26 protein-coding genes are annotated in these 25272 nt (G+C 56.2%); 7 read left to right on the forward strand and 19 right to left on the reverse strand.

Annotated features, from left to right (window positions below; translation table 11 throughout):
- Positions 1 to 383 precede the first annotated feature (383 nt).
- The 10 genes from ACESQ2_RS04805 to ACESQ2_RS04850 all read right to left on the reverse strand — a co-directional run bounded on the left by ACESQ2_RS04805 (position 384) and on the right by ACESQ2_RS04850 (position 9261).
- Positions 384 to 1796 (reverse strand): OprD family outer membrane porin, encoded by a 1413-nt coding sequence (locus ACESQ2_RS04805; protein WP_046877466.1) that lies wholly within the window; start codon positions 1794 to 1796, stop codon positions 384 to 386.
- 50 nt (positions 1797 to 1846) lie between these two features.
- The gene (locus ACESQ2_RS04810; RefSeq protein WP_049104718.1) at positions 1847 to 2605 is read right to left on the reverse strand and encodes an SIS domain-containing protein; all 759 of its coding nucleotides are present in this window, start codon (positions 2603 to 2605) and stop codon (positions 1847 to 1849) included.
- Positions 2602 to 3768 (reverse strand): glycoside hydrolase family 88 protein, encoded by a 1167-nt coding sequence (locus ACESQ2_RS04815; protein ID WP_221842321.1) that lies wholly within the window; start codon positions 3766 to 3768, stop codon positions 2602 to 2604. The genes ACESQ2_RS04810 and ACESQ2_RS04815 overlap by 4 nt, the downstream gene beginning before the upstream one ends.
- A 9-nt stretch (positions 3769 to 3777) precedes the next feature.
- A complete protein-coding gene (locus tag ACESQ2_RS04820; RefSeq protein ID WP_024359662.1) occupies positions 3778 to 4482 on the reverse strand; it encodes a sugar isomerase domain-containing protein in 705 nt (234 codons plus the stop codon).
- Positions 4483 to 4485: 3 nt separating this feature from the next.
- On the reverse strand, positions 4486 to 4977 hold the full coding sequence (locus ACESQ2_RS04825) for a PTS sugar transporter subunit IIB (protein WP_014837995.1): 492 nt from the start codon (positions 4975 to 4977) through the stop codon (positions 4486 to 4488).
- A gap of 27 nt (positions 4978 to 5004) precedes the next feature.
- Positions 5005 to 5784 carry a PTS system mannose/fructose/sorbose family transporter subunit IID gene (locus ACESQ2_RS04830; protein ID WP_373170190.1) on the reverse strand — a complete coding sequence of 260 codons (780 nt, stop codon included), beginning with the start codon at positions 5782 to 5784 and terminating at the stop codon, positions 5005 to 5007.
- A complete protein-coding gene (locus ACESQ2_RS04835; protein ID WP_014228687.1) occupies positions 5777 to 6559 on the reverse strand; it encodes a PTS sugar transporter subunit IIC in 783 nt (260 codons plus the stop codon). Before ACESQ2_RS04835 ends, ACESQ2_RS04830 begins: the two co-directional genes overlap by 8 nt.
- A gap of 3 nt (positions 6560 to 6562) precedes the next feature.
- Positions 6563 to 7000, reverse strand: coding sequence for a PTS sugar transporter subunit IIA (locus ACESQ2_RS04840; protein WP_014228688.1), 438 nt, complete (start codon positions 6998 to 7000; stop codon positions 6563 to 6565).
- Positions 6997 to 7728 (reverse strand): GntR family transcriptional regulator, encoded by a 732-nt coding sequence (locus ACESQ2_RS04845; protein WP_014837997.1) that lies wholly within the window; start codon positions 7726 to 7728, stop codon positions 6997 to 6999. The genes ACESQ2_RS04840 and ACESQ2_RS04845 overlap by 4 nt, the downstream gene beginning before the upstream one ends.
- A gap of 324 nt (positions 7729 to 8052) precedes the next feature.
- Entirely contained in the window at positions 8053 to 9261 is a 1209-nt protein-coding gene (locus ACESQ2_RS04850) for a pyridoxal phosphate-dependent aminotransferase (protein ID WP_046877464.1), read from the reverse strand.
- Between the two features lie 68 nt (positions 9262 to 9329).
- On the opposite strand from ACESQ2_RS04850, the gene ACESQ2_RS04855 reads away from it, so the two are divergent.
- A complete protein-coding gene (locus tag ACESQ2_RS04855) occupies positions 9330 to 10427 on the forward strand; it encodes a gamma-glutamyl-gamma-aminobutyrate hydrolase family protein (protein ID WP_046877463.1) in 1098 nt (365 codons plus the stop codon).
- Here ACESQ2_RS04855 and ACESQ2_RS04860 read toward each other — a convergent pair.
- The 7 genes from ACESQ2_RS04860 to ACESQ2_RS04890 are packed head-to-tail and all read right to left on the reverse strand — an operon-like array spanning position 10411 to position 17090.
- Complete coding sequence (locus tag ACESQ2_RS04860) at positions 10411 to 11334, reverse strand: dihydrodipicolinate synthase family protein (RefSeq protein ID WP_025106177.1); 924 nt, start codon at positions 11332 to 11334, stop codon at positions 10411 to 10413. The two genes, ACESQ2_RS04855 and ACESQ2_RS04860, sit on opposite strands and share 17 nt — an antisense overlap.
- Positions 11335 to 11344: 10 nt before the next feature.
- The gene (locus tag ACESQ2_RS04865; RefSeq protein WP_014228693.1) at positions 11345 to 12514 is read right to left on the reverse strand and encodes a Xaa-Pro peptidase family protein; all 1170 of its coding nucleotides are present in this window, start codon (positions 12512 to 12514) and stop codon (positions 11345 to 11347) included.
- Positions 12501 to 13601, reverse strand: a complete 1101-nt coding sequence (locus ACESQ2_RS04870; RefSeq protein ID WP_038424279.1) for a mandelate racemase/muconate lactonizing enzyme family protein — start codon at positions 13599 to 13601, stop codon at positions 12501 to 12503. The genes ACESQ2_RS04865 and ACESQ2_RS04870 overlap by 14 nt, the downstream gene beginning before the upstream one ends.
- Positions 13598 to 14773, reverse strand: coding sequence for a M20 family metallopeptidase (locus tag ACESQ2_RS04875; RefSeq protein ID WP_046877462.1), 1176 nt, complete (start codon positions 14771 to 14773; stop codon positions 13598 to 13600). The genes ACESQ2_RS04870 and ACESQ2_RS04875 overlap by 4 nt, the downstream gene beginning before the upstream one ends.
- A 13-nt stretch (positions 14774 to 14786) precedes the next feature.
- Positions 14787 to 15527, reverse strand: coding sequence for an amino acid ABC transporter ATP-binding protein (locus tag ACESQ2_RS04880; protein ID WP_004849580.1), 741 nt, complete (start codon positions 15525 to 15527; stop codon positions 14787 to 14789).
- Positions 15524 to 16249: an amino acid ABC transporter permease gene (locus ACESQ2_RS04885; protein WP_025106181.1), complete on the reverse strand. Its 726-nt coding sequence runs from the start codon at positions 16247 to 16249 to the stop codon at positions 15524 to 15526. The genes ACESQ2_RS04880 and ACESQ2_RS04885 overlap by 4 nt, the downstream gene beginning before the upstream one ends.
- Before the next feature lie 28 nt (positions 16250 to 16277).
- On the reverse strand, positions 16278 to 17090 hold the full coding sequence (locus ACESQ2_RS04890; protein ID WP_046877461.1) for an ABC transporter substrate-binding protein: 813 nt from the start codon (positions 17088 to 17090) through the stop codon (positions 16278 to 16280).
- Between the two features lie 190 nt (positions 17091 to 17280).
- On the opposite strand from ACESQ2_RS04890, the gene ACESQ2_RS04895 reads away from it, so the two are divergent.
- Together ACESQ2_RS04895 and ACESQ2_RS04900 are read left to right on the forward strand one after the other, a co-directional pair.
- Complete coding sequence (locus ACESQ2_RS04895) at positions 17281 to 18177, forward strand: GntR family transcriptional regulator (RefSeq protein WP_014838004.1); 897 nt, start codon at positions 17281 to 17283, stop codon at positions 18175 to 18177.
- A 51-nt stretch (positions 18178 to 18228) separates the two neighbouring features.
- Positions 18229 to 19014, forward strand: a complete 786-nt coding sequence (locus tag ACESQ2_RS04900) for an SDR family oxidoreductase (protein WP_373170191.1) — start codon at positions 18229 to 18231, stop codon at positions 19012 to 19014.
- Between the two features lie 163 nt (positions 19015 to 19177).
- Here ACESQ2_RS04900 and ACESQ2_RS04905 read toward each other — a convergent pair whose 3' ends face one another.
- The gene (locus tag ACESQ2_RS04905) at positions 19178 to 20614 is read right to left on the reverse strand and encodes a DHA2 family efflux MFS transporter permease subunit (protein WP_049071279.1); all 1437 of its coding nucleotides are present in this window, start codon (positions 20612 to 20614) and stop codon (positions 19178 to 19180) included.
- A 164-nt stretch (positions 20615 to 20778) separates the two neighbouring features.
- On the opposite strand from ACESQ2_RS04905, the gene ACESQ2_RS04910 reads away from it, so the two are divergent.
- Positions 20779 to 21369, forward strand: coding sequence for a TetR/AcrR family transcriptional regulator C-terminal domain-containing protein (locus tag ACESQ2_RS04910; RefSeq protein ID WP_373170192.1), 591 nt, complete (start codon positions 20779 to 20781; stop codon positions 21367 to 21369).
- A gap of 90 nt (positions 21370 to 21459) precedes the next feature.
- Positions 21460 to 21822 (forward strand): RamA family antibiotic efflux transcriptional regulator, encoded by a 363-nt coding sequence (locus tag ACESQ2_RS04915; protein WP_004849595.1) that lies wholly within the window; start codon positions 21460 to 21462, stop codon positions 21820 to 21822.
- Between the two features lie 184 nt (positions 21823 to 22006).
- On the opposite strand, the gene ACESQ2_RS04920 is transcribed toward ACESQ2_RS04915, so the two are convergent.
- Positions 22007 to 23314, reverse strand: coding sequence for an alpha-glucosidase/alpha-galactosidase (locus tag ACESQ2_RS04920; RefSeq protein ID WP_032749714.1), 1308 nt, complete (start codon positions 23312 to 23314; stop codon positions 22007 to 22009).
- A gap of 200 nt (positions 23315 to 23514) precedes the next feature.
- Here ACESQ2_RS04920 and ACESQ2_RS04925 point away from each other — a divergent pair, with 200 nt between their 5' ends.
- Together ACESQ2_RS04925 and ACESQ2_RS04930 are read left to right on the forward strand one after the other, a co-directional pair.
- Complete coding sequence (locus ACESQ2_RS04925) at positions 23515 to 24354, forward strand: AraC family transcriptional regulator (protein WP_046877475.1); 840 nt, start codon at positions 23515 to 23517, stop codon at positions 24352 to 24354.
- Positions 24355 to 24629: 275 nt separating this feature from the next.
- Positions 24630 to 25244 carry a TetR/AcrR family transcriptional regulator gene (locus ACESQ2_RS04930; protein WP_014838012.1) on the forward strand — a complete coding sequence of 205 codons (615 nt, stop codon included), beginning with the start codon at positions 24630 to 24632 and terminating at the stop codon, positions 25242 to 25244.
- The last annotated feature ends 28 nt before the right edge of the window (positions 25245 to 25272 follow it).

Raw genomic sequence — 25272 nt, forward strand, 5'->3', positions numbered from 1 at the left:
TCAAAAATTGGCACCCTGATCATGAATGTGATGGTTATCATATTTTATGAATATATGAAAATGGTGAGGGAGTAAGCCAGAATTATCTACAGAGAAATGTTTAGTATGACAAGGTAGCAGGCCCAAAACAGTTCGAACTATCTCCGAGTGTTATTTTAATGTCACTTATCTATCTACGGCTAGTCCTGATGGTTCTTTTGCTTTCTTCAACATCGTGCAAGCCTGTCATACAAACCCCGAGCTATTTAATCGCTCGGGGTTTTTTCTTATGTGCCGCTATTCAGTATGCCATTCGGTTGAGTAACCCGCTCTGGCCGTTTGAAGCTGACAGGTGCGGTTCCCTTCGCAAAGTCCCCCCTCATGCGCAGTTGAGGGGGGCGGGCTCAGAAGATATTGATGCTGTAGCCGACAATAAACTTCACGTCGTTACGATCGGTTTTATAGTTGCTGTCTGTCGCCCGGAAGAGCGCCGGGAGCAGGGTAAAGGAGAGGCCTTTCGCCATGCCGTCCGCCACCTGATAGCGAGCGGAAAGATCGAACGACACCATGTTCCCGTCGTACTTTCTCGCCGAACCAGTTTTACTGACATCGCTAACCACGTGCCAGCCGTAGGTTCCGGCACCGCCCAGGGTTAACTCCGGTAGATTAAGATCGGCAAAGTTATAACTCACGCCAAAACGAACCGCGCGGGCGCCGGAAACGTTAAAGTCTTCCAGCTGCGACAGCGTCGGCTGATAATCACGCTTATCGGAGTTCGCCCACGGGGTTAAGCGGAAGTTGTAATCTCCGGTGTTCGGGGCGTAGTTCTGACTATAGCCAAGGGACCACACGGTGTTGTCGTGGCTCAGGTTAAAACCAACCCCCACATAATATTCCGTTGCAGGATCTTTAATTTTCGACAGATCTTCAATGTAGCGCGCACCCTGGTAGAAGAGCTTACTCTGCAGGGAGACATCCTTTGTCAACGTATCGTGACGCTCTACCTGTGCCTGCCAGTTGCGACGGTAGCCTTTACCTTCGCCATAGCCCACGTCAAGCACGGTATTGCCAAAGTTATAGACTGCGCCCACCGTGTGAATGTAATCGATGATTGCACCGGCTTTAATGGTTTTGCCGTTGTCATCGAGTCCGGCGGCGTTGTTCTGGTGCCAGGCCGTAGTCATCGGTTTAAAATCACGGCTCCAGTCGTTCTTGAAGCGGTCGGCCCAGGCGTAGGTCAGCCTCAGTTTGTCGAGGGTCAGGGCACTGTCAAACCCGCGAAAAGCGTGAGGGTTGAGGCCCCAGCTGCTTTTTACGGTACCGGAGTTAATGGGGGTATAGCCCGCGGCCAGCTTGAAGTTGGTGCCTGCATCGCCAAGGTTGAGCTTGAGTGCGGCAACCGACACGCTCATGTAGGACTTCTCGCACGGGCTGAACTTGCCCGGCTCGCCGCAATCGTAGTCGTAGTAAAGGATCTCCGACTGACCGACGGTATGCCCGAGCTTAATGTTGGCGTTGCCCCAGAAATCAAAGCCAATAACGCCCTGGTAATAGCCTGAAATATAGCTAATTGCCACGTTACCGGTCTGGTTCTGGATCCCGGCTGGACCCAGTCCGTATTTACCGGTCGCGGGGTCTTTTACAGCACGATGACGAATATATAGTGAGGTATTGAGATTTAATTTTCCTTCATCATAAAACGCTTTCTCAAACTGAGAAGGCGCTTCATAATCCGTTTCTTCTTCCGCAAAGGCATCTGCGGCAATAAAAAGAAACAGCGGTGTACACAGAGAAACTCTGAGTCTATGACTTGTCATTATTATATACCTTATAAAACCATGTATTATAGGGCGAGGGGATGTACTGCTTATTTAAAACTCGTGTTATTTATGAGCTCCGGGATTTGCGCACCATATTTTTCGAGGAGATATTCATTATGTTGTACGGAATTCGCAATGTTACCGCTCAAAAATACCGGCAGAGATTTATTTTCACTCCCCAGGTTCGCTATGATTTCCGCGAACAGGGTGTGCATAATAAACAGCCCGGTCATTGAGGAAACCGGCGCGAACGGCGTTGCATGCTCCGTAAGGGAAAGCACCGCATCACCGATTGGCACCTGGTTATCAATGGCGACATCCACGCAGTCCCGCAGCTTAAGGCCAGCCTTGTGCTTCGACGGCTGGGTCTCGGCATACAGAAAGCTGGTCAGCGCCAGGGTAAATGCCCCGTGCTGTTTTGCCCAGAGTGCTGCATCGACCGGAGCGGGGTTAATCCCGGAAGTTGAGATAACAATCAGCGCATCTTTACTGGTGATCGAGAATCTCTCCAGATGCTCAGCAATATAGTCATTCTGTTTTTCATAATATGATGAAGCCGCCGCCCCCTGATGTAACATTAAAGGTTCGATAAATATTGGCCGAACCGGGGCGATTCCTCCGGCACGATAAAATACATCTTCAGCGAAAATATGTGAGTGGCCGCAGCCGAAAATATAAATTACACCTCCCTGGTTAATGATTTTTGCCAGTTCCACGGCGGTGGAAGTAATTTTATGGCTTTGCTGTTGAGTAATGTCGTTAAGTTTTTTCTGGACGATATCTAAATAGCTCTGAATCATTGTCATAACCAGTATCCTGACCATTGTGGTTGGTAGACTCGGTATAACGCTTCCATATAGAAGTAATCTCCCCAGAGATTACATTCATCGATGCCTTTACCGAGGGCATAGGCGTAAACACCATGTTTAAGTAAGCCTTCGCAGACATCATCATCGCGGGCAGACGCGCCGCGCGTTAATGCCAGCAGACATTGACGCGCCAGTTTCTGGTAACCGGCATCCGGAAAGTGCTTATGCGCTTCCAGCAGGCCGCAGACCGCAATCGCCAGCGCGGAGCTGTCTTTCGGGGCGTCCGGATCTGCAGCCAGCAGCAGATCCCAGGCGGGAACGCCGTCCTCCGGCAGGTAGCGGAAGAAATACTCGCAGGCCTGCTGCCACCGTTCGTAGTGGTCGGTTTCGCCGGTAGCCGACCAGTGAAGCGGGATGCCGAGAATGGCCCACGCCTGGCCGCGGGCCCAGCAGGAGTTATCGCTGTAGCCCTGAAAGGTTTTCCCGTGCGAAGGCGCACCGCTTGTCTGGTCAAAATAGAAGGTATGGAAAGTGGAGCCGTCTTCGCGAAAAATGTTGTTGATGACCGCCGCATAGTGGCGTTCAGCCACTTCCCGATAACGTGATTCACCGCTGATCTTTGCCGCCACGTGGAGCAGGGGAAGGTTAATCAATGAATCGATAATAAGCCGGTACTCCTGCGGGTCGTTAAGCGTCCCCCAGGCCTGGATAAAACCGGCGCTGGGGTGAAAACGGTTTACCAGCAGATCGGCCGCCGCCAGAATAAGCGGGGTTAGCGCTTCGCGCTCCGTCAGTTTCCAGTACGCGACTGCCGACAGGCTATAAAGGAAGCCGATATCGTGGTGATCGAGGACGTGGTGCGCCGCCAGGCGGGCTTTAAAACTCGCCACGTTGCGTTCAACGCCGTCCAGGTAGGCGCGATCGCCGCTGAACTCCCAGGCCATTGCCTGCATCCCGGTCCAGAATCCGTTGGTCCAGTCGTTATTCTCTTTCAGAACGTAGCGATTATGGATCGTGCAGGCTGAGGGGAATTTCTCGCCGTACAGACCCATGTTACGCGCGATGCGTCGCGCGCACGCCGTCAGCTCATCCCGACAGGCGTCGGGCGTGAGGGCAGGAAAGGGCAGCGGTGTGAGGCGATTCGACAGACTCTCTTTCATGATTTTTCCCTACAGCGTGAATACGCGCTCTTTGTACTGACTCATCAGCATGTCGTTGTATTCTTTACCGCCGGGCAGATTGATGCTGCGCATCACCGGCGGCGCGATACCTTGTTCCAGCAGCATCTCGATGCAGCGGATCACCACGTTATTGATGATGAAGGCCGCAGACAGCGAGGACACCGGACCGGTCATGATGTTGCCGTTGTCCATACTTAGCGTGCAGTCACCGGACGGGCAGCCGTTATCGAGAATGACATCGGCATAGTCGCGAATGCTCTCGCTCGTTGGCGTCGACTCACCGGCGTAGCGGGTGATAACCACCAGCTTCAGCCCCCTCTCTTTGACCTTGCGTGCCAGCTCAACGTGCAGCGGTTTAGTGCCGGAGTTGGAGATAATCACAAAGCAGTCTGACTCGCGCAGATCGAGCAGCCCGGAGAAGATGTCGCCAATCCCTTTCAGCGAATCAAACCAGCCGGTTGGCCCATAGAACTGGTCAATGGCTTTGGTATTGACCAGGCCGCCCGCACGACCGGCCAGCTCAACCGCCGCGGCAAACGAGTGGCCGGAGCCAAAGCCGTGAATAATGCCGTTGGCTTTGACGCACTCGGCAAACAGCGCCGCCGCCTGCTCAACTTCAGCGCTCTGAGTAAGAAACACCTGATTCAGCGTCGCTAAAACATGCTGATAATACTGCTGCTGATGTGGTGACATCCCTTATCCCTTGTCGGCTTTTAAAAACGTGGTGATACAGGCGTTCGGCTCTTCCGGCGTCATCTGCGCCGTCACCGCCACGCCTTTTTCCAGCAGCGCGTTGATGGCCGCGATCTCAGCATCGTTGACGCTGACCGAGCGTTTGATCTGGCGGCGATCGTCTTTGTTGGACATATTGCCGATATTGAGCTGGGGGAGGGCAATTCCGGCGTTCATCAGCTTCAGCGCCAGCTCCGGGGTCTTCAGCAGGATCAGTACGCGCTGACCGTCGTAGTTGCCGGCGAGGATATTGGCGCTGGCTTTCTCAAAAGAGAGAATAGAGGTGTTGCAGCCTTCCGGGGCTGCACTGCGCAGCAGCATTTTCTCTACATCGTTTGCAGCTACGGCGTCGTCAATCACCATAATACGGTTGGCGTTGAAGTGGCTTACCCAGCGGGTGGCCACCTGGCCGTGGATCAGCCGGTCATCGACACGAATATGCACAATACCTTTCATGATAAATTCCTTAAATCAATGTGTTACTTAACCGAAAATATTCAGGTTGTAGCCGATAATACCTAAAGCAATCAGGACAAAAATGACCCGAGTCGAGTTCATCTTTTTGAGCCCCAGCAGCCACCAGGTGAACCCCACAACCAGCAGCGGAATAAGCCCGGGCATAATCTGGTCGGCAATGCTCTGCAGCTTGAGCGACACTTCGCCGTAGCTGAATTCGAAATTAAGATTCGCCTTCACCACCGAGGGGATAAGCGCCCCGATAACCGTCAGCCCGAGAATATTGGCTGCGCGGGTGATTTTGTTGAGGCTATTGGTCAAAGACCCCAGCAGGTTGACCCCTTCCTGATACCCTTTGCTGATGCTAAAGCGCATAAACAGCATGCGAACCAGGGCGAACAGTAGCCAGAGAACAAGCCCCACCGGGTTGCCCTGCAGCGCGAGGTACGAAGCGACAGAACCGATAATGGTGGTCGGAATAACAAAGAACAGCGTATCTCCGATGCCCGCCAGCGGCCCCATCAGACCGGTTTTGATCCCGGCAACCGCATCTTTGCCCGCAAGCCCGGTCTGCTCTTCCAGGGCGATGTTCACCCCGAGGATCCCCGGCGCCATGGTATTGTTGGTGTTAAAGAACTGGCTGTGTACCTTCGCCGCGTCCTTCTGCTCTTCGGGTTTTGCGTACTTTTTCTCAAGGAACGGATAGATGCTGTACAGATAGCCCAGACCCTGCATTTTTTCGTAGTTCCAGCCAGACTGACCGAACAGGAACCAGCGCCAGAACACGCGTTTTAGTACTTTATTCATCGCCCATTGCTCCATTTGCCGGGGATTCGGTAGTTTGCGTTACCTGTTTTTCTGAGTTGAAGACGTAAAGCGCAATTGCCAGACCCAGTAGCGCGGCGCCCAGCACCGGCACTTTCAGATAGGCCGCCAGGAAAAAGCCCAGAATCAGAAACGAGATGTTCTTCTTAATCGGTAAATAGCGCAGCAGGATGGAGATACCCAGCGCAGGCAGTAGGCCACCGGCGACTTTAAGACCGTTCATGATGGACGCGGGGATCCAGGTCACGACGTCATTAACAAAGGTTGCCCCGAGGATCAGCGCCAACAGCACCGGCAGCATACGCGAGAGCGAAATAGGCACCTGGCCCAGCAGGTTCATCCTGGCCGCCGCCTTCACCTGACCCTCTTCAATCAGCCTGTCGGCCTTATGATGGATAAAGGTGTTGCTGAAGCGGGCGAGGATATCCAGCTGTACCATTAAGAGACCAATCGGCACCGCAATGGTGGCGCCAAACGCCGCGCCCTGGCCGCTGATGATCGCGAAAGTGGTACCCAGCACCGCACCGGTCATGTAGTCCGGGATCGACGCGCCGCCGAAGTTGCCCACGCCCAGTACCAGCAGGTTCAGAGTGCCGCCGACGATAAGCCCGGTGGTCATATCGCCCATAATGAGACCGGCAAAAAAGCCCGCCATGCTCGGTTTCACTAACCCAAGCGTCGTGTTGTTGCCGTCGTATATCGCCAGCCCTGAATAAAGCGTCAGTAACGCTATCTGCCAGACCGCAATGTGCTCCATTTTTTACTCGTCTCCGTCGTCTGTGTGGGCGGCAAGCGCTGCCTGCTGTAAATGGTAAATACCATCACGCGCCGTAGTTATTATTTCATTCAGCGAGGCTGGCGAGTGACTTTCATCAATTGCCATGGCCATTTCCAGAATTAAGTTTAAATTCATCCCAGAGAGCAGGGTGATATTATTCCATAGGTTGTTAGTGACAATAATCTCCATTGCGGAGTTATACGGCGAACCACTTTTTAAATCAGAGAGGATAATAATTTTGGATTTTGCTGCGCTAAGGATGGTGATTTTATCGAGAAGTTCCTGTTTAAATACTGCTATCCCTTTCTCACCATCCAGTTCAACTACATGAAGGTTTGGCTGCGCTCCGAGTATTAATTCTGTGGCCTGTCTGGCACCGCTGGCGAAACCCCCATGAGAGATTAATAATAATTGGTTCATCCTGCCCCCTTATCTGGCGTTCTTATTTCAATATAAAATGATTCTAACCGTTTCCAGGTCTCAATATATTCAATCACCTGACCTTGCTCGTCGTGGGTGTAGCGTTTCATCATGATAACGGGCTGGTGAGCCGTGAGCTCAAGGTGCTGCAGGACTTCTGGCGCAGCATCGGTCAGGGCGCAGATGGTCTGCCGATAGGGCATGGTGTACATATCAAGACCATTGTTCACCTTAAAAGCCTCATAAATAGAGCTGAGTGCCGAATTTTTAATCGTCAATTGACTGGCGAAGTAGCGGGCCGGAATATGCGAAATCTGTAATGCATAAGGTTTGTTATTATCAAACTTTAAGCGCGCAATACGATAATATCTTTCATCATCATTTAACCCGAGCTTTTCTTTAATACACGGATCGTTTTCCAGTTCACAGGCGATAACTTTAACCGACTGCATGCCTTTTAAATCGTTATCTGATTCTGAGAAAATAATGTTCTCATTACGTTTGGCTTTCGAAACAAAAGTGCCTTTACCCTGATAGCGAATCAGGTAGCCTTCATTCACCATTTCGTGAATAGCGCGAATAACCGTGGCAGAACTGACGGAGTAACGCTCTTTTAATTCCGACTCACTGTAGAATTTTTCCCCGGGTTTAAAAGTGCCGTTTCTTATTTCATCTAACAGTGCTGCCTTTATCACCTGGTATTTCGTTGACTGTGCCGTTGCTTTCATTGTTTCGCCAGTTTCTGTTTACATTTATTTTATTTCGTAGGCTTACGATACCCGTACCCGATTGTCCGATCAACCTCTCAACCCAACTTAACCGGTTAACCTGTTAAGTTATTTCCTGGACTGTGATGCATTTCGCAATTTCGCCCCGACGGAGGGGGCAGGGGCGAGGAATTTTTGCCGCAGCGGCCGGGCGTGAACGCAAACTGATTGCCGCGCTACTGCGCTGGCGAGCTGAGAAAACGGAGCGCCCGCATTCAACAACCCCGGCCAGTACATCGCGCGGGGTTTTCTTTCTAAAGGGCGCCATTGTGGTGTTTGCGTGCCCTAACGCAGCTGCGCGCAGGCTTCGGCAATCCGCTGACAGGCCTGCGTCAGCAGCCCATCTTCCACCGCGTAGGCAATACGTAAATACCCCGGCATGCCGAACGCGGACCCGTGTAACACGGCCACCTGAGTGTGTTCTAACAGCCAGTTCGCCAGTCCGCTGTCGTCGCGGAGAGTTTCGCCGGTGGGCGTCACTCGCCCAATGAGCCGCTGGCAGTTGGCAAACACATAGAATGCGCCCTGGGGGATGCCAGCGCTCAGGCCCTCGGTAGCGGCAATCATCCCCAGCACCTGCTGACGGCGTTTATCCAGCGTGTGCAGCCAGCCGTCTAAGAAGTCCGCCGAATGGTTAAGGGCCGCGACCGCCGCAGCCTGCGAAATCGCGCTGGGGTTGGAGGTGCTTTGTGATTGCAGGATCTGCATGGCGGCAATGAGCCACTGCGGCCCGCCCGCATAGCCCAGACGCCAGCCGGTCATGGCGTGGCTTTTGGACACGCCGTTCACCGTCAGCGTGCGCGAAACCAGCTGCGGCGCGGCCTGAGCAAACGTGGTGAACGGGGTATTGTCGTAACGCAGCGGCTCATAAATGTCGTCGGCCATCACCAGCACCTGCGGGTAGTCCGCCAGCACGTCTGCCAGCGCGCGCAGCTCCCGCTCGCTGTAAATCGCCCCGGTCGGGTTACCCGGCGAATTGAGGATCAACCAGCGCGTTGACGGGGTGAGGGCGGCGGCCAGTTGTTCTGGCGTCAGCTTCCAGCCGTGTTGTTCATCGCAGGGCACAATCACCGGTTCGCCGTCGGTCAGAGAGACCATATCCGGGTAAGAGACCCAGTAGGGCGCGGGAATAATCACCTGCTGCCCGGCGTCCAGGGTTGCCAGAAAGGCGTTGAAAATAAGCTGTTTGGCGCCGCTCCCGGCGATGATCTCTTCCGGACGGTAGCGCAGCTGATTGTCGCGAGCGAACTTGGCGGCAATGGCCGCCTTGAGCGCTGCGGTGCCGGAAACGGCGGTATACTTAGTCTGGTGATGCACGATAGCTTCAATGCCCGCATAGCTAATATGGGGTGGGGTAGCAAAATCCAGTTCCCCTTCGCCCAGGTTGATAACCTGCTTGCCTGCGGCTTCCAGTACCCGTACCTGGTCAGAAATGGCCGCGGTCGGAGAAGGCCGTACGGATTGCATACGACGGGCGATTTGACTGTTATTCATAAATCCTCTTTTGTATCTAATGATTCAATTAATACAATTAGGTACCCAACATCAGCAGGAAACTCGCCGTGTCACCGATCTTTATTCTCGATAACAGCTCCGCGCCCGCCCGCTACGGTATCACCGCCAGCCTGTGGGCCAATCGTCTTGGGTTGCCCCTCTGGAGCCTTCGCCCCGACTTCGCCGGGGATGTTCCCGATAGCCACCAGCACGTCATTCGTGCAGGGTACTGCGTGACCAGCGGCCTCTGGCGCAGCGATACGCTGCGTGAAGAGGTGCGCGATATCGCCCGCCTGCCGTCATCAGACGCCGTCATTGTGCTGGCGTCCTCGCAGGCGCCGCTTATTGCCGACCTGCCGGGCCAGCGGCTTTACAGCGACGACAGCCGCCACCGCCTGACGCTCAGCGATGGGCAACACACGCTGTTAGATCTCACCGCCGACCGCTACGGCCGCTGGGATAGCGGCGTGTCGTCGTCTGCCGGCGGGTCCTTGCGCATCGCGCTGATTGGCCGCGAGGCGGACCACCGTCTGGTCTATCCCGCCACGTTCGGCTCGCTGGGCGATGCCGCGGCGTCGCTAGGGCTGAACCTGGAGGTCCATTTCTTTGCGCCGGTCAGCCTGTCCACGGGATTACACGAGCTTGAGGCCTTCCAGGGCGTGGTGCTGCCAGGCGGTTCCTCGATGGCGGCGGTCAACGGACAAATCCGCGTGGCGGAAGAGACCCTGGCCCGCGGGCAGCCAACGCTGGGGCTGTGCCTGGGAATGCAGAGCATGATGACCGCAGCCGTGCACCGTAGCCCGGGTTTCGAATCGGCCATTCCCGCGGAAGTCGCCCCCGATGAAGCCCTGCACAGCTTTGTTCCCTTTGCCGATGGCCGTCATCGCTGCGGCGTATTCCCTTTTTCCTCCGGGCTTATCCCCGGCGATATCCGCGAAATGCACTATAACCATCGCTACTGCTTTAACCCCGAGTTATTGCCGGCGCTGTCTCCCGGCGGGGTCAGCGTGAGCGCGCAAAGCGACGGTATCGTGGAAGCCGTTTCCCAGCCGGAGCTGCCGTTCTGGCACGGGGTTCAGGGGCATCCGGAACTGATGTCCCGCCCGGATGCGCCCCATCCGCTGTTCGTCGCGTTCCTACAGGCGGCGCTTAACGCGCCAGCGTAACCCCGCTGCGAGGGTCGCTGGCAAGCTCCTGCATTACGCGGGTCAGCTCTGCCAGCGCCGCGTCGCCGATCGGTTTTAACGGTGCGCGTACGGTGCCGCCGTTAAAGCCGCGCAGCGCCATCGCCGCTTTCACCAGCTGCGGCTGACCGTGTTTGCGCGCCAGCGCCCGATACGCGTACCACAGCTGATGCAAATCGCGGGCGGTGGCGGCGTCGCCCCGTTCCACGGCGCGGAAGGTATTGACGATCAGCTCCGGCAGCGCGCCGCTGTTGGTCGTGCTGATGCCGTCAAACCCGGCCATCATCGGCCCGAGGAAAGCCAGATCGGAGGCGCAGAACAAACGCAGCCGCCCGCGCAGGCGGTTGGCAATCTGGTCGATGGCGGTTGGGTTGAGATCGCCCTGTTTGATGCCGACCACGTTCGGGATCTCTGCCAGCCGTTCCAGCAGCGCCGGGGAGAGGGTGATGCCGATGCCCGGCGCGTTGTACACCAGAATGCCGGTTTTGGATAACGGCGCCATCTCATTGAAGTAGCTGACGATCTGTTCGTCAGTGATTTCGCTGACAAAGGGGGCGGTGACCATCGGCAGCCCGCCCAGCTCGCTTGCCAGCAGGGTCAGCTCGCGGGCGTCGCGCGGGTCGGAACTGGCGCTGCACAGCATCACCGCCACGCGGTCGTCCACGCAGCCCATCACCTCATGAAACAGCTCGCGGCGTTCTTCGACGGTCATTACCGGAAACTCACCGTAGGTGCCGCCAATCAGCAGGCCGTCATAGCCCAGATCAATCACGCGTTCGATATTTTCACGCAGCGCCGGGAAGTCGATCGCGCCGCTGGCGGTGAACGGGGTGACGGTGATGTTGAAAATGCCGCGCAGACGTTCACGGCACTCGTTGATATCTTTCATCTTTCTTTCCTTACAGCAGCGTTAATGGGCGAGCCAGGGAACCCAGCTGGCGATATCCGGTTTCAGTCACCACCACGGTTTCGCTGACGCCGACGGTGAATTGACCGTAGATACGCAGGGCCGGCGGGATGTGGAAGGTCATGCCAGGCTGCAGCTCGGTGGTGACGCCGCTGTACAGGCTGAGAATGCCGCCTTCGCCCCAGTCCGGCGCGAAGGCGATACCGATGGAGTAACCTGTGCGTTTTTTGAAGTTTTCGGTGAATCCCGCGCGGTCGATCACCTTCTGGCAGGCCAGGTGCGGTGCTTCGCAGGTGGCGCCCGGACGAATGGCGTCGAGGGCGGCCTGCAGGGCTTCCTGACAAACTTTTTCCATTTCGATGGCGATAGCGGGCGGACGGCCCAGCCAGGCGGAGCGCATCATCGCGGCGTGGTAGCGATCGTGGGCGGCGGACATCTCCAGAAAGACTGGATCGTTATCCTGCATCACCCGACGTCGCCAGGTGCCGTGCGGCACGCCGCTGCGTGGGCCGGTAGAAACCAGCGGTTCCATGCCGACATACTCGGAACCGGCGGCAATAGCGGCCCCCATCATCGCGGAGACCAGCGCGTTTTCGTCCGCGCCGCTGCCAATCGCCGCCATCCCGGCGCGCATGCCCGCATCCACATAGCGCGCCGCGAGGGCGATTTTTTCCACCTCCGCCGCCGATTTCACCGCGCGCAGCGGTTCGATGACGCCCGCGGTATCGGCGATGGTGCCGAGCTTCGCCTGCAGGGCTTCATAGACGGCAATCGGCAGGAACCAGCCGCGTTTGTCCAGCCCAATGCGTTTGTTGAGCCAGCCGCGCTGTTGCAGCATGCCCACCAGAAAATCCACCGGGTTATCGCCATCCTGGTAGATGGCGGCGTCTGAAATAAAGGTGTTGGCGATAAAGTTAAAGTATTCGAGCTGGCGAATCACAAAGACCGGATCCCCTTCTACCGGCAGCAGCAGCGCCTGAAAGGTGTAATAGCCCGGCGTTTGCTGACCGGTAAGCCAGAAAATGTTTTCCGGGCCGGTCACGATCATCACGTCCACGCCCGCGCGGCTTAAGCGTTCGCGGGTACGCTGAATGCGCTGCGCATATTCGTCGGCGCGAAAGGCGGACTCGCTGCCCTGAATCACATTGTTAACATCTTGCATCATTAAACTCCTGGAGTAAGTTGGCCCGCGCGGCATCGAACTGCACGCCCAGACCGGGAGAGTCGTTAACGGCGACCATGCCATTGCGGTATTCCAGCCCGCTGACGGGATCGTCGGTTAATCCATCGGCGCCATACAGTTCGGCGAATGCCGGTTGCACCACGCGGCACAGCTGGAGCGCGGCGGCGGTGGCGGCATGGCCTTCATTCATCTGGCCAATCATGAACGGCACGTCGGCGAGTCGCAGACGGCCGGCGGCGGCAAGCGTCGGAGCAAGCCCCCCCAATTTCACCAGCTTGAGATGCCCCCACAGCGCACCTTTGGCGGCGATAAGCCGGGTGATGGCCGCTTCGCTGTTGAGGCTTTCGTCGAGCATGATCGGGATGCCGTAGCCGTACAGTTCAGCAAGCTGGCTATCGTTTGCCGGGCTTAACGGCTGTTCGATATAGCTGAGATTCAGCTCGCGTAGATAAGGGAACGCCGCGTGGGCCTGCGCCAGCGACCACTGGCCGTTCACGTCAATCGCCAGCGAAATCTGCTGACCAAACCGCAGCCTCAGCTTTTGCAGGCGGGCCAGGTCGGTGGCGAAATCCGCTATCCCCGTGCGTAACTTCAGCTGGGTAAAACCGCGATCGACATAGCGCTGCGCCTGCGCCAGCATCTCTGCTTCGCTGCCCCAGAACAGCGTCTGATTGGTGTGCCAGGCGGGCAGGCCAGCTGGCGCCCCCAGCCAGGCGGCGACGCTGACCCCGTTCTGACGCGCCATCAAATCGTGCAACGCCATATCCAGCGCCATGCGCGACGGCGGCAGCAGCGTGCGGTCCTCCTCGTGCAGCGCGGCAAGTTGCGCCGCGGGCTCCTGGCGCCAGTCCCAACCGTTGAGGCGCTGAAGCAGGTTGTCCAGCACCTGCTCTTCGCGGTAGCCGTGCAGGTAGCGAATGTTGAGACGCACTTCGCCAATCCCCGTCACGCCACGGTCCTCCAGGCGCAACCAGAGGGTGTCGAGCGCCGTCACCGGGCCGGAGGCGGCGGTATGCAGCGTCACGCCGGCGTAATGCAGGTCTCCCCGAAAGAGCTGCGCTTTCATAAATCGGACGCCGGCGGCAGCATGGCGAGCGCAATATCGAGATAGATATCTGCCGCGGCGATAAATTCATCGACGGGGACGAATTCATCGGGCTTGTGGGCCACGGACAGCGAGCCGGGGCCAATCACCACGCCCTTTGCGCCCAGCGAACGGAAATGCACCAGGTCGCAGCCGCCCTGAAAACCAAACGGGCCGGGTTCGCTCTGTCCGTGACGGCGGCAGGCGGCAAGGCTTTGCTCGACAATGGCTTCGCTACTGGCGGTTTGCGTCGCGCCGCCGGTGGTGGGCTGCCAGGCGATAATTTCCGCTTCCACGTTTGCCTGCGCGTACGCGTGGTCGAGCAGCTGTTGCAGTTCAGCTTTGACAACCTCTTCGTCTTCCCCCGGTACCATGCGGCGATCGAGCAGCAGCTCGCAGCTGTCTGGCACCACGTTGTCCGCATGGCCGCCGTGGATGCGGGTCACCGTCAGGCTGGCATTGCCGACCAGATCGTGGCAGCGGCAACGCACCTGCTGGTGGTGGGCCTCTTCGATCAGCCCTAAAAGGCGCGCGGACTGGTAAATGGCGTTAACCCCCAGCTCCGGCGTGCCGGAGTGCGCGGTGACGCCTTTTACCCGCACGCGAGGACGCAAGCTGCCTTTGTGAGCCGAGAAGGTCGCATTCGATGTCGGCTCGCCAATCACCGCGAAATCAATCGCCGGCGGAGTGTCGCGTACGTAGAATTTCGCCCCTTCGCTGGCGACCTCTTCATCGGCGGTGAACACGCCCATCAAGGTGCCGGACCAGCGCTGACGGTTGGCGGCCAGCAGACGCAGGGCTTCAACCATCGCCACCAGCGGGCCTTTGGCATCGCAGGATCCGCGCCCGTACAGGCGGCCATCGCGTTCGCTGAGGGTGAAGGGATCGCTGGCCCAGCCGCTGCCCGCCGGAACGGTGTCAATATGGGTATTGAAGGCGAAGCACGGCCCCGGTCCATTGTGCAGGACGGCGATAACGTTGGTCCGCCCCGGCGCATATTCGCTAAAGGAGAGATCGAACCCGGCAGTCAGCAGCCAGCCTTCCAGACATTCGGCGGCTTCACGCTCATGGCCCGGCGGATTTTCCGTATTGATGGCAACCAGCGTCGCTAAATCCTTTTTCATTCGTGCGCTGTCAACCTGGTAACTGGACATAGGAACTCCGTGATTAATGTAATATTTGCGTCAGGAAGCGCTGCGCGCGCTCGCTGACGTGGCCGGCGAAGAAATCACCGGTGCTGGCGCGATCGATAATTTCGCCGTCTTCCATAAAAAGAATGTTGTTGGCGGCCCGCCGGGCGAAGCCCATCTCGTGGGTCACCACCATGCTGGTCATCCCTTCCGCGCTGAGCTCTGCCATCACTTCCAGCACTTCGCGGATCATCTCCGGGTCGAGAGCTGAGGTGGGTTCGTCGTAGAGCATCAGCTCGGGCTTCATCGCCAGGGCACGGGCAATCGCCACGCGCTGCTGCTGGCCGCCGGAGAGCTCGTCCGGAAAGTGGTCCGCGCGTTCGTTGATGCGCACCTTCGCCAGCAGGTTGTCCGCCAGCGTGCGGGCATCAATGCGGTTCATCCCCAGCACCGTCATTGGGGCCAGCATGATGTTTTCCGCCGCCGTCAGGTGCGAGAACAGCTCGTAGTTCTGGAACACCATGCCAATACGCTGACGCAGTTTGTGCACCGGCACTTCGCCCCGGCTGATGTGCTGGCTGGCGAAAAAGACGTCGCCGCTGTCGGCAGGTGAGAGCATGTTGACGCAGCGTAGCAGGGTGGATTTTCCCGAGCCCGATGGCCCAATCAGCACCACGGTTTCCCCGCGCTGCACCTCAAGTGAGCAGTTTTTGAGCACGGTCTGGCGACCAAAAGTCTTATCAATGCCGATCATCTCCAGCAGCGGTTTCTCGCTCATGGTTCCTCCCGGGCGATTTTCGGTAATTTAAACAGGCGGGTCAGTCGCTTCTGGCTCTTGCTGCGCCGCTGTTTGGGATCCAGTACGCTTTCAAGCCACGACTGGAAGATCATGAACAGGCTGGTGAGCAGCAGGTAATAGAGACCGGCGGCGCAAAGCGCTTCGAAGTAGCGGAAGCTGGCACTGGCGGTCTGGTTGGCGACCAGCAGCAGCTCCTGAACGGCGATAACCGACACCAGCGCGCTCGATTTCAGCATGCTGATCATCTGGTTACCCATCGGCGGCAGAACGATGCGTGCGGCCTGAGGCAGCACGATTTTTCGCATGATCTGCCCGTGGGTCATCCCGAGCGCCATGCCGGCGGTGCGCTGGCCGCTTTTTACGGCCTGCAGGCCAGAGCGCAGAATTTCCGCCATGTAGGCGCCTTCATTAAGCGAAAGCGCCAGCACTGCACAGGTAAACGCGGAGAAGCGTAAGCCGAAGCCTGGCAGCACGTTGTAGACAAAGATTATCTGGAACAGCACTGGCGTCCCGCGAAACAGCCACAGGTAGAAAAAGGCCAGCCCTCTCCCGGCGCGAAACGGCGCTTCCTGCAACAGCGCCAACACCAGGCCCAGCACCACGCCACACAACAGTGAGCAGAGGGTAATCAGTAGCGTCATCCACGCACCCTGAACAAACTCGGGTGAGAGGAAGTACTGCCACATTAGTTCGATCGACATAGCTTTCTCCGGTTAATGGCAAAACGGCTTAGAAAAGGGCAACGGAGTCAGGGAAGTTCCATTTCTCAATCAATTGCTTATAGGTGCCATTTTTGACGAGACCCTGGAGACCTTTCTCCAGCAGGGCCCGGGTTTCGGTGTCGCCTTTACGCACGGCAAACGCGATATGGGTATCCGCTTCGAATTCGTCGCCAACCGCGGCAAACATGCCCGCTTTTTCGGTTAACAGGGCGACGGTCCCCGGCGTGGAGAGGAACTCGGCATCGGCGCGGCTCTGGGCGACGGCGACGGCGGAGTCGGTGGCGGCGGGGAAGGTCATGACGTTAATAGCCGGTTTTTTGGCGTCCAGGCAGCGCTGGTTATCTGCCCGGGCCTGGCTCTCTTCGATCCCGCCGAGCGTCACGGCGATGTTTTTGCCGCAGAGGCTCAGGTCGCGTCCGGTGATTTTTGCCGGGTTACCTTTGCTCACCACCACGCGGCTGCCGATTTTCAGATATGGCACAAAGTCGACCTGCGCGGCACGGGTCGGGTTGACGTACATGGCGGAGTTGATGATATCGAGACGTTTCCCCTGCAGCGCTGGGATAAGCCCTTTGAACTCCATCGGCATCGGCGCAGGCGTCAGCTGGATCTCTTTGCTTAGCGCGTTAATCAGGTCGATATCGAAGCCGGTGAGCTTGCCCTCTTTCACGAACTCAAAAGGCATAAACGTCGCCGCCGTGCCGTAGGTCAGCTTGCCCGGGGCGATGGTTTCCACCGCTGCATGGCTTACCAGCGGAAGTGCGGTCAGCGCGAACATCAAGGTACGCACGCGGCGAAACAGTAAAGAATTGCTGGACATAGTCGTCTCCTGGTTAAGATTTAAATTGAATTTATTGAGTCAATAAATACAATCAAGCGTGTGAAAAAATGTCTCATCCTGGTGCGTATTGCACGCTAATCGTGCAGTCCTTGCTTTGTTTTGCTGCGTTTTGTTGCCCGTGATATTGTATATATCGATCACAACAATGCATTTCAGGGAACCGTTCTCCATGCAGCCTGACTCCACTGCGAGCAGTCGCCGGATTGCCCGGCAAATACTCGACCTGATATCCGAAGCAAAATTCGATCCAGGTCATCATTTACGGGAGCAACATCTTGCCGATGCGCTGGGCGTGTCGCGTACGCCGGTGCGCGCCGGGCTAAAAGAGTTGACCCGAATGGGGGCGGTTGAAGCGCGTCCGAATCAGGGCTTTTTCCTGCTTAAACGCAGCAATGAGCTGGAGCTGCTGGAGATTGAGCAGTCCAAGAGCAATGACCAGAAGCTGTACGAGCAGCTGGTACACGATCGTATTGCGGGTGCGCTGCCGGAATCGTTTACCCAGACCGAAATCAGCCAGCGCTATGATGTCGATCGCGGCGTGCTGACCCGTACGCTGGTCAAGCTATCGGAGGACGGCCTGATTGCCCGTAACGCGGGGCACGGCTGGCGCTTCCTGCAAACCCTCAACTCCGATGTCGCCCTGCGCAACAGCTACGGTTTTCGCCTGATGATTGAACCGACGGCGCTGCTGACGCCCGGCCTGCATGTGGACAGACAGATGCTTAAACGCCTGCGCGCCCGGCATCTGCGGCTCATCACCCACCCGGACATTACGCAGGTGCCGGCAAAAGAGATTTTCGAAACCGACGCTGAGTTTCACGAGCTGCTGGCAGAAGCCAGCGGCAACCTGTTCGTGTTACAGGCCATTCAGCAACAAAACCGGCTGCGCCGTCTGCTGGAGTTTGGCAGCTATCACAATAAGCGCCGCGTAAAAGCGTGGTGTGAAGAGCATGTTGCCATCATCGATGCTCTGCGAGAGAACAAGCCGGAACTGGCGGCAGAGTTGATGAGAACGCATCTGCAATACGCCTTTGACCAGGTCAATGTTAAAAACGCCCGCGCATAACTGGCATCGCTCTTGCACATATTGCTTCTGAAAATACAATCAGGAGCACTTATGGATTTTCAGATACAACAACGTGTGGCGCTGGTCTGCGGTGCCGGCAGTGGTCTGGGACAGGCTATTGCCCTGTCGCTGGCGCAGGAAGGGGTGAAGGTGGCGGTCACCGGCCGCAGCGCGGAAAAACTGGCGCAAACGGTGGAACGTATCACCTTATTGGGCGGTACTGCCCGCGCCTGGCGGTTGGATCTCGCCGCCCCGGAGCAGTTTGATCGAGTGATTGCCGATATCCGCGAGCGGTGGGGCGATATCGATATTCTGGTTAACAACTCCGGTGGTCCGCCGCCCGCACCGGCGCAGGGGACGGATGGCGCAGTCTGGCAACAGCAGTTTTCAGTCATGGTCGCCTCGTTGATTCAGCTCACCGATAAACTCCTGCCCGCCATGCGCAGCCGCGGCTGGGGACGCATTATTACCACCACTTCATCCGGCGTGATAACCCCCATTCCCGGTCTCGCCCTGTCGAACGCGCTGCGCATGAGCCTGCTCGGCTGGTCGAAAACCCTCGCCAGCGAAGTGGCTGGCGACGGCGTGACGGTGAATGTGATGGTGCCAGGGCGCATCGCGACCGACCGCGTCAGTCAGCTGGATGCTCTCAAGGCGCAACGGGAAAACAGCAGTGCGGAAGCGGTCACCGAAAAGAGTCGTCAGAGCATTCCGGCCGGGCGCTATGGCGAACCGCAGGAGTACGGCGCCGTCGCTGCGTTTCTGGCAAGCCAGCCTGCCGGCTACATTACCGGCGCGGTGATTCGGGTTGATGGGGGATTGATCGGCGCGATTTAGCCAGCGAGAGTGCGCCATGCCAGCCGGTTCGCATCGGGCTGGCATGACTGCCTATCAGCCGCTCCGAATTGTTTATTTTGCAGGCAACGAAATCCATGTCTGCAAATTTAACCCGCGGCATCGGGATCGGGTCTGACAGCGATTCATTTTCTGTTTAACGGGTTTATTCTTCCGGCGTTGTTAAAGTGGAATGGTTCACCATAAATAATGCGCAAAGCGCGAGCAGTACGGCCCCGCCGGTAAGTAGCCACCCGGCGTGGTGAAACGCGGCTAAACTCCCCCGGGTATGGGCAAATCTGACGTAGCAGGCGGTCACCAGCGCCGCGCCCGCCATCGCCCCAACGCGCTGGAGGATATTCAGAACAGGTGCGGCATCAGCGACGTGACGGCTGCCAGCCATAGCCAGGCCCGCAGCCATCGCGGGCACCGTTGCCAGGGCTAAACCGAACCCTCTGACCGCTATTGCGCCGCCCACAAGCGTATAGCGACTTCCCGCATCAATCATTGCCAGTGGCAATGTGGCAAATGCCGCGAGCAAACCGCCAATGATAAGCACCGTTCGTGGCCCCAGCTTGTCAGAGAAGTAGCCGGCTACCGGAAATCCTATTGCCGAGCCGATTAACTGAGGGGTGAGAAGCAGGCCCACTTCAGCAAGCGTTACATGGCAAACGTCGCGGAAATATAAAGGAAGCAGGAACTGACCGCCAAAATTCACCGCGCCGCCGATAGCCATCAATAAGGCAGATAAAGTGAAACCCCGATGCTTGAAAAGCTCGAGATGCAGTAAGGGGGACTCAATGCGCAAAGAGCGATAAATAAACAAGCAGGTGAACAGGGCGCCCACGCTGAGCATGATGACGTTCCAGCCATATTTACCACTATTCAGGCTGAGCTCTTTCATGCCTTCCATCAGCATCGGCAGGCTGCAGAAGACCAGCGCCAGTCCCAGCCAGTCCAGGGAGAGGGGCCTGTCAGTTTTTATTGTCGGACGGGGAAGCAGCTTCCATCCGGCCAGATAGGCGCACAGACAGAACGGCACCGTGATCCAAAATAATCCTCGCCATCCGCAGATTTCAAGCAGGACCGCGCCCAGCGATGTTCCCAACAAAGGAGCAATGACGATCGCCACGCCAATCGTGCCAATCACCCGCCCCAGACGTTCGCGTCCGACGACCAGACCAAGGATCGTTTGCCCTGCCGGTACGAGTAATCCCCCTGCCAGGCCTTGCATAACTCTTGCGGCAAGCAGCAGCTCAAAACGCGGGGAAAGGGCGCAAACTGCCGAAAAAATCGCAAATAAAATAAGGCCATAGAGCCAAAGCTGCGTAGCGCCAAACCGCCTGGCCGCCCATGCGCTAAGCGGAACGCCTGCCGCAAGGGCCATAAGATACGCCGTTGCTATCCATTGTATTGCCGTGTCCGTCACGCCAAGGCCGGCGGCCATCGCGGGCAGCGCCGCGCTCAGCATCGTTGATGAGAGCATCGTTGCAAACGCCCCCAGGGTGATGATGGCCGCCTGCATCCACAGCATCGGAGGTATGGCGTTTATCGGTCGCGGATGGGTTGTTTCCTTGACCCGCTTGTCTTGATTGATATTCATAAAAAGCCCCCTAAGGACGATGAGCGAAGAAATCTATCATTGATCAATAAACCTATCAATGATAGATTTATTTGCATTAAAGATTCCGTCAGGCGCTGAGTTCAGACAAAATGGCGCTTCACAGACCACTGGCCGGTTTGATGCATCAATAAAGGGGGAATATCATGGCGAAAATCCAGCGAGATCAGGTGATTGAGGCAGCATTAGCATTATTAGATGAGGTCGGCCTGGAAGCGATTACGACCCGTAAGCTGGCACAAAAACTGGGGGTGGAATCAGCGACGTTGTACTGGCATTTCAAGAACAAGGCCAGTTTACTTGAAGAAATGGCTTCCGCGGTTTTAGCCAAACACCATTCCCTGCCTGTCCCCGAAGACATTGCTGAATGGGCAAACTGGCTGGCGGAAAACGCCCGTAGTTTCCGGTGCGCTCTGCTCGCCCGTCGGGACGGCGCCCTGTTACATGCCGGGACATCACCGGCCCGGGTGGGAGGGGATACGTTTCGTCCCAAGGTGGCGTATCTTGCGCGCGTCGGTTTCACTGAAGCCGACGCCGCAATGATATTACTCACTCTGAGTGAATACACCCTGGGATGCGTATTAGAGGAGCAGTCCCGCTCGGGCGGTGATGGTAATCAAATTTTATCAAAGACATCGCCAGGAAGTCCCTCTATCGAATCGCTGGTTTATCCCCATCCGGATACTGCATTCGAATTCGGTCTGTCGTTGATAATGAGAGGGTTATTAGTGCCCTGAGCTTCACGCTGTGCCGGTGACAACATGATGTGCATACCTTACGCAAAAACTATTTTGATAAAACCGGCAGCATTTAGAAGGGGAGGCGAGATGTTTATTTCCGAAACAGTGATAGCCGTCATCATTGACTGGATCGACAATAACTTACATAAACCACTGCGTATAGAACAGATAGCCCGTTATTCAGGGTATTCCAAATGGTACCTGCAGCGTTTGTTCTTGCAATATAGAGGCGAGAGCCTCGGGCGCTATATCCGTAATAAAAAACTGGACTCAGCGGCCCGCGATTTACGCGAGACCGATGAGAATATTTACAGTATTGGTTTGCGCTACGGCTATGACTCGCAGCAAACATTCACCCGATTATTTACGCGTCATTTTCATTTGCCGCCCGGTGAATATCGCAAGAAAAACAAAACAGCCTGTTACGTACCGGGTAAGGCTGAATCTTAATCTCCTTTCCGATAGCCCTCGCAAAGCCGCCGCAGAAAAATCGATGCGAAGAGATTTATCAAAAAATAGAAAAACAGACAGCGCCGAAAAGACAAAACCTCCTGTTCTTTGAGTAAACATGGGGAACGGCGCGGAAAACGCCGCGCCTGGTGAGTTATCAGGAGGTTGCTGGTCAGCAGAGCGATTAATGGTAGGCGGGAAGCCAGCTGCCGTGTGCTTCAATAAGTTCGTCGCACAGTTTGCGGATGTCATCGATCGACAGCTCTGCGGAAGTATGCGGGTCGAGCAGGGCGGCATGGTAGATGGCTTCGCGTTTGCGCGTCACCGCCGCTTCGATGGTCAACAGCTGAGTATTGATGTTGGTCCGGTTCAGCGCTGCCAGCTGCTCCGGCAAATTGCCGACGTAGCATGGCGTGACGCCCTGGCCATCGACCAGGCAAGGGACTTCGACGCAGGCCTCGGAAGGTAAGTTGGTAATCAAGCCGGTGTTGAGCACGTTACCGCCAATTTTGTAAGGCCGATCGGTTTCCATCGCTTCGATGATGTAAGACGCGTATTCATGGGTACGGCTGTGGGTCAGGCTGGTGTCATGGGTCAGCGCCAGTTTCTGCTGCTGCCATTGGTCAATCTGTTCAATACACCGGCGCGGATATTCATCCAGCGGGATATTGAAGCGTTCAATCAGCTCCGGGTAGCTGCGTTTGATCCAGTAAGGCATGTATTCGGCGTTGTGCTCTGACGATTCGGTGACGTAATAGCCGAAAGTTTTCATGATTTCATGGCGCACCATATCATCATGCTTGCCCTGCAGGGCGCTGGCCCGGCGCTTGATTTCCGGGTACAAATCCTCGCCGTGACGGCGAATGTCCAGCAGCCAGGCCATGTGATTAATACCCGCGATATGAAATTGCACGTCGTCGGTTGGCATATCCACGCTTTTCAACAGCGTTTCAGCACACACCTGAACGCTGTGGCACAGTCCTACCGTTTTCACTTCCGTATGGCGCAGCATGGCGCCGGTTATCGTGGCCATCGGGTTGGTGTAGTTCAGTAGCCAGGCGTCCGGGCACACGGCTTCAATATCCCGTGCGAAATCAAACAGCACGGGTAGGGTGCGCAGCGCGCGGAAGATACCGCCAATGCCCAGGGTATCGGCAATAGTTTGCTGAAGACCATATTTTTTCGCGATCGTGAAATCGGTGATGGTACACGGATCGTAGCCGCCAACCTGAATAGCATTCACCACGTAATTGGCGTTTTTCAACGCCGCGCGGCGGTTCTCAACGCCTAGGTAGGCGGCGATCTTCGCTCTGCCCGCATTGGTATTGCGGTTGATATTATTCAACATGGCGAGGGATTCATTGAGACGGGCGCTGTCGATGTCGTACAGCGCAATCTCCACCTCTTTCAACGCCGGCGTCGTCATAATGTCGCCGAGTACGTTCCTGGCGAAAATGGTGCTGCCTGCGCCCATAAATGTCACTTTAATCATGGTATTTCTCCGTTCCTGCTGTTTTCACCAGGCAGAATGTACGCGGCGGCATGAACAGAAAATATGGCTAAATGTGATATTGGTATGGCGAAAAATGATGTCGCTATGAAAGTGTGAGCCAGCTCCGAATCTGGCCGAAACGCGGTGACTTTACTGCAGGCATCTCTGATAACGTGGGTGAAAAAGAGAGAGCGCGACTGATGCACAAGACTTTTACCCTTAATCATACCGACAATATCGAATTGAATTTGTACCAGTACGGCGAGGAGAATTGTCATAAGGGACATCGCTTTGGCCCCGCAGTCCGCCAGCATTACCTATTTCATTATGTGATAAGTGGAACCGGCACATTTTACAGTGAGTTTGGCGCTTTTCCTGTCGGCGCCGGGGAGGGGTTTCTGATCCATCCCCATGAGGTGACAACCTACTGCGCTGATAATAGGGATCCGTGGCATTATATGTGGCTTGAGGTCGATGGGCTGATTGCCGCCAGAATTTTCGAGGAGTGTCATCTTAGCCGGCAATCTCCGGTTTATCGCCCCAACCTGAATAAAGACGACTCCAGCGCCTCTGGCTACCTGCGGCAAATTGTCGAACATGGCGATGAGCATCCGCTGAAGGTGCAGGGATTGTGCTATCTCTTCTTTTCTTCGCTAATCAGCAATACGCCCGGCGAAAAGGCTTCCCTCCCTGATGACAAAACCCGGCATCTGCAAAGGGCGATCAAAAAAATTGAAAATCGCTACCACGAACATCTGACGGTTGATAGCCTGGCCGCCTATTGCAATATCAATCGCAGCTACCTCTGCCGATTGTTCAAAGGCGCCTACGGTATCGGCCCCAGGGAATACTTGCTTAATTTTCGTATGAATATCGCAGTGAGCCTGCTGAAAAATAGCGCTACGGCGATTAAAGTCGTGGGCATTTCCGTCGGCTATGAAAATCAGCTGCATTTTTCTAAAGCCTTCAGGAAGCTGTACGGCGTATCTCCGGCTAAATGGCGGCAAAAATACCTTTCTGAACAGCAGGCGCCGACTTGACGTCCGCCTGATATTCAACTCTGCGTTGAGGTTGAGTTAAGCAGTCATCCACGGAGCCGATGCTTTTGTTGGCAAAGGATTTTGTCTGGTACAATTTTGCTCGGGGAGCATCCGAATCTGGCCCAACAGCGTATGTCGCCTGACGCGGACGCTCCGGGCAGGTGCCGTCACCTGTGAGGATGATATTGCGCGATCCTGAAACAAGTCGAAATCGTGACTTAATTCTAAAATGGTCACTGGTTGTCAATCAAGGCGCATCACGCTAAGCTGAAAAAATGACTAAGAATATGAACGTCCCATCATCACGCGGCCCGCTCGATCACAGCGTCCGGGAGCAAATCGTCGACGCTGCCTTTGAGCATTTCGGGCATTACGGCTATGAAAAAACCACCGTGGCGGAGCTGGCTAAATCTATCGGTTTTTCAAAATCTTATATCTATAAGTTTTTCGAATCCAAACAGGCTATCGGCGAAGTGATCTGCGCTAACCGCCTGGAAATGATCATGGCCGCGGTACTCTCAGCGGTGGCTGACGCGCCGTCAGCCAGCGAAAAATTACGCCGCCTCTTCCGGGCGCTCACCGAAGCGGGGAGCGAACTCTTTTTTCACGATCGTAAACTCTACGATATTGCCGCCGTCGCCTCGCGGGAGAAGTGGCCTTCAACAGAAAGGTATGCGGAACGGCTGTTAAAGCTGATTGAGAGCATTCTTGTCGAAGGCAGGCAGGCCGGGGAGTTCGAAAGGAAAACCCCCCTTGATGAAGCCACTTATGCGATATATATGGTGATGTGCCCCTTCATCAATCCTGTTCAACTGCAGTTTAATCTCGAAACGGCCCCAACGGCGGCGGTTCTTCTCTCGTCGCTGATTTTAAGAAGCCTGGCCCCCTGATTTGTGACCATTGACTTTATTGGTCACT

It is taken from the genome of Klebsiella sp. Q11 (assembly GCF_964241505.1).
In the GTDB taxonomy this organism is placed as follows: domain Bacteria; phylum Pseudomonadota; class Gammaproteobacteria; order Enterobacterales; family Enterobacteriaceae; genus Klebsiella; species Klebsiella michiganensis.